Below are 12,410 nucleotides of genomic sequence, written 5' to 3' on the forward strand. Positions count from 1 at the left end.
TTTTTTGTCGGTATTGGCTTTATCAACTCAAAGCACCATCCTCACGCAGCAAAGCCTCTTAGCAACAATTCTACTTTTCTCGCCGCTACGGTTGTGCCACGATTGGCCGGTGTTTTTTTGTGGTGAAAAGTTTTCGTTCTATGAAATCAATTGTTTCTTATGTCTCAGCCGCCTTGATCATCATGGCGACGCTTGGTTGCTCGCCGCAGCCTGAATCTGCAACGCCTCAAGCCGGTCAAACAACTGCCGCCGTTGAATCGGTCGAGGTGTCAACCAATGCTGCCGATCCTCATTCGTACAGCAACTTTGACCAAGTTGTTGTGCGCCATGTGGCGCTTGATTTAGCTGTTAATTTTGAACGCTCAGTACTGGCGGGTAGCGCCACACTCACATTGGAGCATTTGCAGCCCGGTGTCTCACAGTTGATACTTGATAGCCGCGATTTGATGGTTTCCAAAGTGACTGCTGGTGATGCTGAATTAGCGTTTCAACTCGCGCCAGCCGATCATCACCTCGGTAGTGCGTTGATCATTGAATTACCGACGCAGCTTGAAACCGTCACCGTTCACTACGAAACATCGCCTAGTGCATCCGGTTTACAGTGGCTTACGCCAGAGCAAACGGCTGGCAAAAAACAGCCATTTTTGTTTAGCCAAGCGCAGGCCATTCATGCGCGTAGCTTTATTCCATTGCAGGATTCGCCGAGTGTGCGGATCACTTACCAAGCACGCATTACCACTGCGCCAGAATTGCTAGCTGTGATGAGTGCCAGCAACGAGCCCGATACGGCGCGCGACGGTGAGTATCACTTCACCATGCCGCAGCCCATTCCGGCCTACCTCATAGCCATCGCCGTGGGCGACTTGCAGTTTGCTCCTATGGGTAAGCGCACAGGCGTTTACGCTGAGCCAAGCGTATTGGCTTCAGCTGTGGCGGAGTTTGAAGATACCGAATCGATGCTGGAAGTGACCGAGCAACGTTACGGTGCGTACAGCTGGGATCGCTATGACTTATTGATCTTGCCGCCCTCGTTCCCGTTTGGTGGCATGGAAAATCCACGTTTATCATTTATCACACCAACGGTGATTGCTGGTGATAAGTCGCTGGTGTCGCTTATTGCACATGAATTAGCGCATTCGTGGTCGGGCAATACGGTCACTAACGCGAGTTGGCGCGACTTGTGGCTGAACGAAGGTTTCACCACATACCTGACTTACCGCATCATGGAGATGATATACGGCACTGAACGTTACGACATGGAAGCGTTGCTAGGCTTTCAAGATCTTCAAGCCGATATGGCGGTGATGGCGCCAGAAGATACTCGCTTACAAATTGACTTGGCGGGGCGCGATCCCGATGAAGTCTTTAGTGATGTTCCTTATGAAAAAGGCGCCCTGTTCTTACGCGAGATCGAACAGCAGGTTGGCCGCGAAGCGTTTGATGCGTTCTTGCTGCAATACTTTGCTGATTTCGCCTTCAAGAGCTTAGACACCGCAACTTTTGAGGCTTACATCAAAGAGAAATTGATTAAACCTTATGACTTGGATGAAACACGCATTGTTTCTTGGATTCATATGCCGGGCTTGCCAGACGGGCACCCAATGCCGAAGTCACCGGCATTTACGTTGGTTGATCAAGCACGGACTGCTTGGCTGGCTGGTGAGTTAAATGCCGCCGCCCTCACTACCGACAACTGGGTTGTTCATCAATGGCTGTATTTCCTGAACAACATGCCTGAAACCTTAACCCAAGAGCAACTCGCAGATTTAGATGGCGCCTTTGCATTAACTAACAGCAGCAACAATGAAATAGCCCACAGCTGGCTCATGTTGGTGGTGGCTAATGATTACAAACCGGCATGGCCGCAACTGGAAAGCTTCCTGAAAAGTATTGGCCGCAATAAGCTGGTGAAGCCGCTCTATGAATCGCTCAGCCAAACGCCAGAAGGCAAAGCGTTTGCCAAACGTGTGTTTGATGAAGCAAAAGCTGGTTATCACCCGCTGACGGTGAAAATTAACGAGAAGTTCGTGAACTAGTCTCCATACGAACCGCAATTAAAAAAAGCCACCTCCGGGTGGCTTTTTTATTGGCTGGAATCGGCTGCGATAAACTCATCGCAGCCTATGTGTTCTATGTCGCTATCAAGTTGGCAGTGTCACTGTGATGTCATAGTGCTGGCCGTCTTGTAGACCACTAATGTGTTGGCCATCGACTTTGGCGTGTGGGCAGTGAATTTGAGTTTGGCTAACTGCTGCGTCTCGGCAGTAATTGACGGTGACTGTGGCACCACGGAAGCTCCGAGTTAGGGAGCATCGTTGCCAATGACTTGGCAATTGCGGGGTCAGTTTAATGCCCTGTTGATCGCCAACAAAACCAAATAAACATTGGATGATAATGCGGTATACCCACGCTGCGCTGCCGGTATTAAACAGTTGGCTGGAACGGCCACTGTGTTCTGGATGATACTCGTGCGCCCCTCGGTAATAATTCGGTACAAACACCGGTAATTGACCGCGCCGGAGTTGATCGTCGGGACAATCACTCGGAAACAAACGGGTTAAGTATTGGTACGCTTCATCGCCAAAGCCAGATTGATATAAGGCGTAGATATAGAACGCCGCGGCGTGATTATAGACAGAACCATTTTCTGCCGAGCCAGGAAACTTTTGCGTTACTCTGCCAATGTGTTCGTGCATCTGGGTGAATGCTGGCGCCAGCATTTGCAGCCCAAATGGCGTGTTGAGATGGTGGCGCACTGATCGGCGGATTTGCTCAATTTGCTGCTCGTTTGGCGCGTTGGCTAACAGTGCAAAACTCTGTGGGTTGAGAAAGATGCGGCCTTGTTGATCGGCGGCGGTACCAAATGCAATGCCGTCATCGCTAATGCCTCGTAAGTACCAGTCCTGATCCCAACAGTGATGATTAAAGCTGTGCCTAAATTCTGCTGCGAGCTCTTGGTAATGAGTGGTTGGTGCGGATTCTCCGGCTTGCTTCAGAATGTTGCCCCAGAGTTGGCAGGCGTAAGCAGAGGCGATGGTGAGCCAAGCTGAAACGCCACTACCTTTGTAGCCCACCATGTTCATTGGGTCGCACCAATCGCCTTGTTCAATCAAACTAAGCCCGCGCTTATCGGTTTTATGTTTTAGCCAATCCATCGCTTTGCTGATATGGCTTTGTACCGTGTCTGCCTGCTCGCTATCAGCATAGGGCAACTGGAGTTGTAGCAACTCAAAGTCATTGGTTTCTTGTAAGTAAGTCTCAAGCAACATGGGCAGCCAAACACAATGATCGGTGTGGGGCACCTGATTAATGTATTTCAGCTCGGCGTCGGGGTGCAGCAAAATGCCATCGGGCATTTCTCCGGATTGATGCTGCTGGCTTAATGCGGTGATGATGCTTTGGCGGACTCGAGTTGGCTCGATAAAACACATCCCTAACGCATCTTGCAGATAATTTCGGGTTTGCGGATCCGTCGTTAAGCGGTTGGTTTCGCCATGATAGGTCACTTGCCGGTGGAGCCAGTGATTGACCTGACGCTGCAGCCATTGATCTGGCAGATCGGTTTTGAACTGGTGGGCCTGCATTTTTGTAATGGCCGGTGACAAGTCACCGTTGATCAACTCAAGAAAAGTAGTGCGCCAGTTGCTTGCTCGTTTATGGATTTCTTGTGTGTTTTTGGCTGCTCCAAACACCAACAACAAGGGCTCAGATGTTTCGCCTGCGGCTAAGGTGAGCTGATACTGTAGCGCTGCGACCGGTGTTTGATAGATCGCGGCTTCGCATGGCAGAGCGTCTTGCTCTAGGGCTGACGGCCGGTGCAGTCCACCTTCGCCTTCAAACCCTTGCTGGCTTGCCTGCCATGAATCGGGCGGGGTGCTCGCCCAGAGAAAAGTGGTATCGGCAAAATGATGATTGGCAAAGTATTGCTCCACTTTCTGATAGGGAGTAACCGCAGGGCAAACAATGCTATTCAAGGTGCGATCAAAATATCCCTGCTGATTCATCCATGACAAGTAACCGACGCTGAAATAAGGCGTTAGCGTCAACGATTTTTGTTGCTGAGAATGATTGATAAGTTGGCAGCTCCAGTATTCAGCCACTTCATCGTCACCCAACCAAGTGGTGATTAGTGCTTCAATGCCTTGATGTTTAACGCGCCACTGAATGCTATTGCTGGCGCTGCGCATCTCAAACTCAGCTTGCGCAACGCGGCAAGGTTCATACGGCGCAGAGAACAAGGTGTTAGTCGCCCGCTCCTGAATATAAAAAAAACGACCAGGGTAGTGGCTGAAGTAGGGTTGCTCTGGCTGCATAAAGGTGGTTGCTTCCAACCCCGGACCTTTCGAATATTTGGCCGGCTCAGGCTGCATAAACTGTGCTGTCACATACCCCCGACAGTTATATTGCGCCATCATTCGGGAATTCCACAAAAAGCTAGACGCCGCTGGCATCGCTGTTGGGCTAAATAAGCTGCAACTGCCATCGTTTGCAAAAGAGAGAATGGGTGGTTTCGAAGACGTCATGATTGGCGCTCCAACTGTTGTTGAATATCGAGCAGCTTGGCTCGGCTTAAAGAGTATTGGCTAGCAACCCAAGCTGCTAGCAGCGCGAAGCCACCCGGAATTAGAGTTACGAGCCAAACGATGGCTTGCGACGACTGCTCGTTTTGAACCTCATTGGCTTGGTAGCCCATAGTCGCCAGTAACCAGCCGATGATGGCCGCGGCGCCCGCGCCACCTAATTTCAGGGCAAAGGTGGCCGATGAAAAAATTAGCCCAGTGGCGCGTCTGCCGTTTTGCCATTCCGAGTAATCGGCTGTGTCGGCATACATGCTCCAAACCAAGGGGGACTTGGGACCTAAAGCCAGAGAAATGAGTACGCCAAATAAGAAAATTAAGCTGATGGCATCAGCGGGCAGCCAATACATGGCGATGGAGAGCACGCCAACCAATGTCATGAGGCCAATGAGCAGTTGGCGCTTTTCCCAAACCCGTGTCAGTAAAGGAGTGGCTGCCGCACCAACGGCATAGGCGACCATGCAGGCGGTAAGAAACGAGCCCATTAAATCAGGCCGTTCGACGAAGTATTTAAAGTAATAGGCACTGGCGGCATTACGTAGCGAGATGGTCATGATCACCACCAAACCAAGCCAGAACAATACCAGCCAAGGCTTGTTGCCGAGTAAATCACAGGCATCCTGTTTGAAGTTCGAAGGTTGTTGGTTGTTGGCAATCACCCGCTCAGTGGTTGCGGCAAATGACCAATAGAACAGCGCACAGGCGGCAATGGCGTACATCATCATGGTGAGTTGCCAGCCCAGTTGGTCATTACCGGCGCCCAGCCAGGCCACTAATTTAGGCGTGCCCCAAGTGACAACGACACCACCACTAAATGCCGCAACGAAACGAAAGCTGGTGAGATTAGTACGCTCTTGATCATCAGCGGTAATCACCCCAAGCATGGCCGAATAGGGGATGTTAACCAAGGTGTAAGCCAGCATCATCATGATATAGGTGGCGTATGCCCAAATGAGTTTGCCGTCGCTATCGAGATCGGGCGTGGTATAGGTCAGTACGGCTGCGGCGGCTAGTGGCAACGCGCCCCACAGCAGGTAAGGCCTAAACTTGCCCCAGCGCGTTTGAGTTCGATCAGCAAGGTAGCCCATCGCCGGATCGCTAAATGCATCAATGATGCGCGTGACCAGAAACATGGTGCCCGCAGCTGCGGCGGAAATTCCAAACACGTCGGTGTAGAAGAACAGCAAGTACACCTCGATGTTCTTCCAGAAAAAATTAAACCCCGTATCACCAATGGCATAGCCAACTTTTTCGGCTAATGACAGCTTACTGCGTCGTTGTTCCATGATTCTCCAACCCTTCCGATTTTCGTTGCTGATACGAACAATGGTATTAGTTCGTATTTGCAAGAAAACGTTTTCATTATTTCTTTTCAAGGTTCCATGAGCGAACAAAAAGCGCAATAAGGAGAGTGGCGGATTGAGGTTTAGGTCGAATTTTTGATTAAAAAAACGACTGTGGGGTGTTTTGAAATAATCGATTTGGTATGTCGATAATATCGCACTCAGGCGTTCATTTTACTCAATGAACGCCTGAGTGGCGGGAAACCGAGGGCTATTGCTCGCGGTTGATGAGAGCTTTTAATTGCTGTAACGGTAGCGGATGGTCATCGAATAGGTTTTGCAGCCTCAATAAGGTAATGCCGCCAAAACCGGGTTGGCGCTCTAACGCTCGAGTGATCTGAGCCCAGCCTTGTTTACCATACAGCTCACCGGCTAAGGCATTCTCGCCCATCAGACTAACGCCAACTTCGGCAGCGGCATCCGCCATCCAGTTCACCAAATCTTCCGCCCGAGAGTAGCCTTCATAGTCTTTGTTGATCATTTCAAGGCAAGTGAAATGCAAAACGACTCGGCTGCGTAAGGCTTTAGGAATGAGATCTTCGAGCAAACGAGCGTACTCGCCATTGTTCTGCGGCCCCATATTGGCGTGAGGTGCAATCAAGCCCGCGGTGATTTCAGCGGCGCGAGGCATCGCAGGATCGCTCACCTCCCAATGAATGCCCGGCACTTTAATACCGAGTGGCACATGGGACATCGGGCCGCTAAATACCGTTGCCGCACATTGCAAAATGGTTTTGCCATGATTGACTAAGGCTTGCTGGTACCAATACAAAAATTCGCGGCCTAAGGCGCTGTGCATGTACTGCTTGTTGTTGAATAATTCTTCCGGCTCAGGGAATGCCACTTCACTGAAGTCGCGTACTTGTGTGCCTAATGCGTAGTTCATGGCCTCCGGTGAACGGTATTTTTGGCTTAAATAGTTGAGCCAATCTTGCTGCGCTGGTCGGCTGTAACACTGCAAGGTGCCGCGATTCGGGTAGTTGCCCCAGTCGTGAGCGTTATAGCTTGGATAGCGCAACTCGCCAGCAGGGCCAAGGCTGATATTAATTTCGTCAATCAAATGGGCGTGGGCGCGGTAATGCTCGGCAAACGCTTCCATAAATCGACGATAGTACGGCAGTACATATTGGTCGGCCCAAAGCGACATGTACTCCATTGACGAATCGCCGGACTCACTGACGTACTGGAGATCGCGCACCGACTCTAATTCAGGGTGGGCGACTAAAATCTTACCCCAGAGCCATAACGGAATGGTTTGCATAAAGTCGTCATTGACGTTACCGCCAGCTTGGTGGAACGACAAAATGGGGACCCAATGCATGTCATGAGCTGCCAGCACTTCGAGCATTCGGTCGTAGTAGCTCCAATCAAACACGTCGGGCTGTGGCCCTTCAATCAAGCCCCACCATAAGTCAGTGGAAATAGCACTGACGCCAATGCCTCTGAGCTTTTTGATTTGAGCTTCAAACTCCGCCCAGTTCTCTTCTTGCAGCAGTAATTTCTGGTTGGCCACCTTGAGGTGCAGCGGCCCCATCACCCGAAATATTTTACGACTTTGTTGTGGATCGGCGCTGCCACCGTGTTTCAAATGGGCAAGTTGGCGTAGTCGGAATGGCCCGGCTGACTGACGATCCAGTGCGCTATTGAGATCTCGCAGCGCCCAACCCGCCATGGTGGGTTGTTTGGTCACTCGTTGAATTAAGCTATCCCACGTTGGGTGCTCGGCGAGCGCATCAATGCCGGCATTCTCGGCAATGATTGGCAGATCGAGCTGCTTTAATTGGGTTAACCAGTGGGAAACTCGATGCGAGTGTTTGGCGTGTTCAAGGCCTGTGACATTTAGGCGCAGAGCCCGTTGTGTAACGTGTCCTAGGCCATCGAGCAATTTACTGAAAAAATCGAATTCTTGATCCGGTTGATCGGAGAGTTGTAAGCCCGCAAATGCAGCCAGCACACGCTGATCTTGCTCACTGCCTTGGCTGGAAAAAGTCGTGGGCAAGCGCAACCCAAGTGATGTTTGCCATGCCGCTGGTACTTGCTCATCAACTAATCCCACGCAGGTTTTTGCATGACTGATTAATACGCCCTGATACCAGTCGAAAAAGCCTTTGGCAGCACTGGAAAGTTGAAAGGGCTCGCTGGCGCTAATGTGACCATATAGCCCAACGAATTCTTGCTGCACCTGCTCTAACAGTTTACCCGTTGATAGTTCCGGCTGGACCTGCCATTGCTCATACCAAGCTTTTTTAGAACCATAACGCTGGCGCATTTGCTGCTCTAAGTCGGCTTTGGACAACGCACTAAATACGGGGAGTTGGACTGGTTTACCGTGTCGCTTCAGTAGCGGGTGACGCAATTCGCCCTCGGGGCCAACACCAAGCATGATGTGTGGCACATGAGCGGCGAAGTCTTCAAAAAATTGGAAAAATCCTTTTAGCCATTGGCCAACGAATGGCAAATACAATTCGCTTGCCCAAGGGCTTGGTGCCGCAATATTGTCACGGCCTGCGCTATCAACATATTTCAGGCAGTCTTGCGGCCACTGCTTTTGCGCAGCACAGTGCGGCAAGTAGCCCCAAAACCAGTCGGGCATCAATTGTTGCTGGCGCACATCCGATAGCCCGCTGGTGGCAAAATTAAACTCGGGAATAATATTGAGGCCAGCGGAGCGGAGTAACTCAAACAACATCCGATAACCTCGCCATGACTTGGCATCATTGGCGTTATCGGGATGAAACGGCGCCACAATCCGCCAGCTGATGGGCACAATAATACCGTCGACACCCAACTTGCGGGCATGCGTGAATTTTTGCGTCAGGCCCTTTTGCAGCGTCAGATCTGACGCGAGTGCATACATCAGCCGATGTAAATCAGCTGGTGCGTATAGCCAGACGGCCAATGGGTAGTGTGATTTGGCCATAACCTAGTCCTTGCTACGCTGAGTTAGCCTTTCAGCGCGGCTGTGTTGTTGCAAAGAATTGGTGCAGCAATTTGTTATTGTTGTAATTAATTTAATTTGCCTTGCTGCTACCAAGGGTAGTCGATGATATTCAGGATCGATCAAAGACAACGAAACAGTTCTAAATTATGCGCCAGTTCTGTTTGTTTAGCATTAAAAAAGCGAGCTAAAAAGCTCGCTTTTTTAAAGAAAAACTGTTGGAAACCGGTTACTTAAGAGAGGCGAAGTACGCTGATACGTTATCAATGTCTTCATCGGACAGGTCCATCACCATACCTTTCATGATGCCAGCCATTGGACTGCTACGTTGGCCATCCTTATACGCTTTGATGGACGATTTTAGGTAGGTTTCTTTTTGGCCACCGATGTTTGGGTATATTTCCATGTTGCCTTCACCCGTCACTGGATTATGGCAAGCGACACAGATGGTTTCGGCAATGGATTTACCTTTGGCGACATCGCCAGCGATGGCCGGTGAAGCCAGCATCACTGTCGCTAGCGCTAAGCCAATCGACATCTTTTTCATACATTCTCCTTAGCAGTGTTCATGGTCAACACCTGATAGTCTCGTGAGTACTCTGCAAAAAATTATACGTGGGATTCACATAAAGGCGCGGGTGTTGGTCAAACTTTTTTATCCTATTCAAATTACTGTTATTGTTTTGGCTTCAAATGTATACACGGATTTTTACGGTAATTTCTATGATTAAGACCATTCGCTTGCTTGCTGTTGTGTGTTCCTTGTTGGCTTCAGTCGCTATCGTCAAGGTGGCTGTGGCTGAGCCGGCAGCAAAAGATCCGACCATTGCATGGCAACAGGTTGTGGCGGGTGCCACCTTAATTGATGTCAGAACGGCAGAGGAATTTCAGCAAGGCCATTTGGCTGGGGCTATAAATATTCCTTACCAGCTAATTGTTGCTGGAGCCAAGCACTATCAGCTGCCTGCTGATGGCGCCGTGGTGGTTTATTGTCGAAGTGGCCGACGTAGTGGTATTGCAGAGCAAGCGTTGGAGCAAGCCGGTTTTCAACAGGTCTATAATGGCGGCGGGTATGTGTCGCTGTTAGAATCGGAACATAACCCGCATCAGTAACGGGCCGTTGTCGTAACGCCGTTCGATGTACTGAACTAAAGCGAATCGAATACAGTCTTAGCTATTACTGGCAAATGACATTATCGATTCAACTCATTGCTTATATTTGGAGGCAACCAACAACCTGATGACACTTCTCATCGCTTTTGTACTTTTGGCCATATTGGTCTCATTCTTGTGTTCTGTTTTTGAAGCTGTGCTGCTCAGTATGAGTACGCCATTTATCGCACTGCAAGAAAAGCAGGGCAAACGCAGTGGCCAGCTACTTCGTAAACTTAAAGACAACATCAACGCGCCGTTGGCTGCGATTCTTACCTTAAATACGATTGCCCACACCATTGGTGCCGCAGGAGCTGGCGCTCAGGCTGCAACCGTATTTGGCAGCGCCTCGCTCGGAATTTTCTCTGCGGTACTGACCTTTTTGATTCTAGTTTTCTCCGAGATCATTCCAAAAACGATTGGTGCCCAGTATTGGCAACGATTGGCGACCGTAACGGCTTACAGCCTGCATTACATGATTATTCTGTTGTATCCGTTTATCAAAATGTCCGATTTGATTACGGGCATGTTGAGTAGTCACAAACCGCAGCAAGGGTTAAGTCGTAGCGAATTTGCAGTGATGGCGGAAGTGAGTGAGCAAGAAGGTCATATCGCGTCGGAAGAAGCGACCATCTTATTGAACTTGCTTAAGTTCAAAGAAACCAAAGTACGTGATGTGATGACCCCAAGGGTGGTGGTGTTTTCTGCCGATCAGTCGCTGACGATTGCTGAATTTTTACAGCAACAGGACAAAAAGCACTTCTCTCGAATCCCTGTGTTTGAAGATGACAAAGAACATATCACCGGCTTCATTATTCGCACCGACGTACTCGAAGCGATGACCAAAGGCGAAGGCGAACGACCGTTGGTTGATTTCAAACGCGACATCAAAGCGGTAATCGAAACCACCACGCTAGCCCATGCCTTTGATCTCTGTATACAAGAGCGTAGCCACATTTTGTTGGTGGTGGATGAATATGGTCAAACCGAAGGCATTGTGACTCAGGAAGATATGGTAGAAACCTTGTTTGGGCTTGAGATCATGGATGAAAGTGATCGCAGCGCCGACTTACAAGTGGTTGCCAAACGCTGGTGGCAACGCCGCTCGTTAAAGCTCGACCGAAAACAACAACCCACCTCGTCTAGCTCATCCAAAAGTCGCTTTTCGCGCTGAGCTTTTTGAGCTGAGATTTTCGTACTGAATTTTTTGACCTGAGCTTTCACGTTGAACAATGGGCGATAAGGCAGTCACCACTGCCTTATCGCCTTTTTAGTCTAACGCGATTGCTGCTTGCTCTACGCCACCAACTTTTTAGTGCGAGGAAATGCCAGTAACAGTTTACTGGCTCCAATTGACATCAGCAGTACCACAAAGACATAACCGACCTCCCAAAGCGGGTGGTTAAATGCGATGTCTAAAGGTTTTAGCAGATCAATCACCATGTAATGTAAGGCATAAATTCCCAAGGTCATTTGGCCTATCGTGGCCAGTTTTCGATTACATAACAACGGGTGGTTTGACAGTGACATTAAGGCTGAACCAAGGCCAAAAATAACGGTAGCGAACACAAAGTCCGGGTACGGCGAAGCGCCATATTCACGATGCAAATAACTCGATTCAACCAACCCCAATCCACCGCCGACAAGCAATAATATAAGTCCGTAGCTAAACCATTTTTCGCGGTTATTCACGCCTGACAGAAGATAGCCTGTGACGAAATAAATGAGTCCAAAAAACGGGCCGTTGCGGGTGTTGAAATCCAGCTCAATGCCGATCGGCGTGGCTTCATAGGCTTTGGCTAAAACGCCCACAACATAGCAGCCGATAGCCAACGCAATAAGCAATCCTGTTTGCCGATAGCGCAACAAGAATGCAGCAATGGCGGTGCAAAGAATGAGCGATGAGAGGAACCAGAGATGGCCTTTGGCGCCAACAAAAATTATTCGCGAGGGCTCTTCAAGCAGCAAGTTGAACTGTTGGTTAGCAAGGCTAAATGGCCCATCAGAGCCGTCAATAAACAAAGAGGAAACGTTGTAAGGCAGTAGGTAAATCAAGCTCCAAATCAGATATAAACTAATGATTCGTTTGCAGGTTTTACTCGCTATGTCGAAATGATTAGCGCCGGTTCGTACTTTGTAGCCGAAGAAATAGCCTGAAATGATAAAGAAAAATGGCACTGCGAATCTGGCTAATTGGTTGAACAGCACACCACCCAACTGGTACTCATCAGTTGCTTCAAAGCCGTGGTTACGAAACGGCCCCGAATGAATGGCGATAATGCCTGTGATTGCCAATAGTCGGACGGTATCTACGCTGTCGATTCGTGTGGCCAAAGTTCACTCCTTGGTTGGCTATCCATTTGTGCTGCTTCGATGTGGGTTAGCTCGTAAATCACTGGC

At 49.6% G+C, this 12,410-nt stretch carries 8 protein-coding genes; 3 read left to right on the plus strand and 5 right to left on the minus strand.

The window, feature by feature from the left end:
- Nucleotides 1-140: 140 nt before the first annotated feature.
- Complete coding sequence (locus K0504_RS01085; RefSeq protein WP_220102289.1) at nt 141-2,036, plus strand: M1 family metallopeptidase; 1,896 nt, start codon at nt 141-143, stop codon at nt 2,034-2,036.
- A gap of 105 nt (nt 2,037-2,141) precedes the next feature.
- On the opposite strand, the gene K0504_RS01090 is transcribed toward K0504_RS01085, so the two are convergent.
- The 4 genes from K0504_RS01090 to K0504_RS01105 form a co-directional block, all read right to left on the minus strand.
- Nucleotides 2,142-4,523, minus strand: a complete 2,382-nt coding sequence (locus K0504_RS01090) for a GH36-type glycosyl hydrolase domain-containing protein (RefSeq protein WP_220102290.1) — start codon at nt 4,521-4,523, stop codon at nt 2,142-2,144.
- Nucleotides 4,520-5,863: an MFS transporter gene (locus K0504_RS01095; RefSeq protein ID WP_220102291.1), complete on the minus strand. Its 1,344-nt coding sequence runs from the start codon at nt 5,861-5,863 to the stop codon at nt 4,520-4,522. Before K0504_RS01095 ends, K0504_RS01090 begins: the two co-directional genes overlap by 4 nt.
- Before the next feature lie 268 nt (nt 5,864-6,131).
- Nucleotides 6,132-8,840, minus strand: a complete 2,709-nt coding sequence (locus K0504_RS01100; RefSeq protein ID WP_220102292.1) for a family 14 glycosylhydrolase — start codon at nt 8,838-8,840, stop codon at nt 6,132-6,134.
- Between the two features lie 247 nt (nt 8,841-9,087).
- Nucleotides 9,088-9,405 (minus strand): c-type cytochrome, encoded by a 318-nt coding sequence (locus tag K0504_RS01105; protein WP_220102293.1) that lies wholly within the window; start codon nt 9,403-9,405, stop codon nt 9,088-9,090.
- Between the two features lie 176 nt (nt 9,406-9,581).
- Between K0504_RS01105 and K0504_RS01110 the strand changes: the two genes are divergently transcribed.
- Complete coding sequence (locus K0504_RS01110) at nt 9,582-9,971, plus strand: rhodanese-like domain-containing protein (protein WP_220102294.1); 390 nt, start codon at nt 9,582-9,584, stop codon at nt 9,969-9,971.
- Between the two features lie 127 nt (nt 9,972-10,098).
- The gene (locus K0504_RS01115; protein ID WP_220102295.1) at nt 10,099-11,184 is read left to right on the plus strand and encodes a CNNM domain-containing protein; all 1,086 of its coding nucleotides are present in this window, start codon (nt 10,099-10,101) and stop codon (nt 11,182-11,184) included.
- Between the two features lie 122 nt (nt 11,185-11,306).
- Here K0504_RS01115 and K0504_RS01120 read toward each other — a convergent pair whose 3' ends face one another.
- Nucleotides 11,307-12,344 carry an acyltransferase gene (locus K0504_RS01120; protein WP_220102296.1) on the minus strand — a complete coding sequence of 346 codons (1,038 nt, stop codon included), beginning with the start codon at nt 12,342-12,344 and terminating at the stop codon, nt 11,307-11,309.
- Nucleotides 12,345-12,410: the final 66 nt, after the last annotated feature.

It is taken from the genome of Neiella holothuriorum (assembly GCF_019457915.1).
GTDB lineage: Bacteria > Pseudomonadota > Gammaproteobacteria > Enterobacterales > Neiellaceae > Neiella > Neiella holothuriorum.

Excerpts from the sequence above, each read along its gene's own strand:
- K0504_RS01085 (WP_220102289.1), top strand. The coding sequence starts at position 141 with ATGAAATCAATTGTTTCTTATGTCTCAGCCGCCTTGATCATCATGGCG.
- K0504_RS01090 (WP_220102290.1), bottom strand. The coding sequence starts at position 4,523 with ATGACGTCTTCGAAACCACCCATTCTCTCTTTTGCAAACGATGGCAGT.
- K0504_RS01095 (WP_220102291.1), bottom strand. The coding sequence starts at position 5,863 with ATGGAACAACGACGCAGTAAGCTGTCATTAGCCGAAAAAGTTGGCTAT.
- K0504_RS01100 (WP_220102292.1), bottom strand. The coding sequence starts at position 8,840 with ATGGCCAAATCACACTACCCATTGGCCGTCTGGCTATACGCACCAGCT.
- K0504_RS01105 (WP_220102293.1), bottom strand. The coding sequence starts at position 9,405 with ATGAAAAAGATGTCGATTGGCTTAGCGCTAGCGACAGTGATGCTGGCT.
- K0504_RS01110 (WP_220102294.1), top strand. The coding sequence starts at position 9,582 with ATGATTAAGACCATTCGCTTGCTTGCTGTTGTGTGTTCCTTGTTGGCT.
- K0504_RS01115 (WP_220102295.1), top strand. The coding sequence starts at position 10,099 with ATGACACTTCTCATCGCTTTTGTACTTTTGGCCATATTGGTCTCATTC.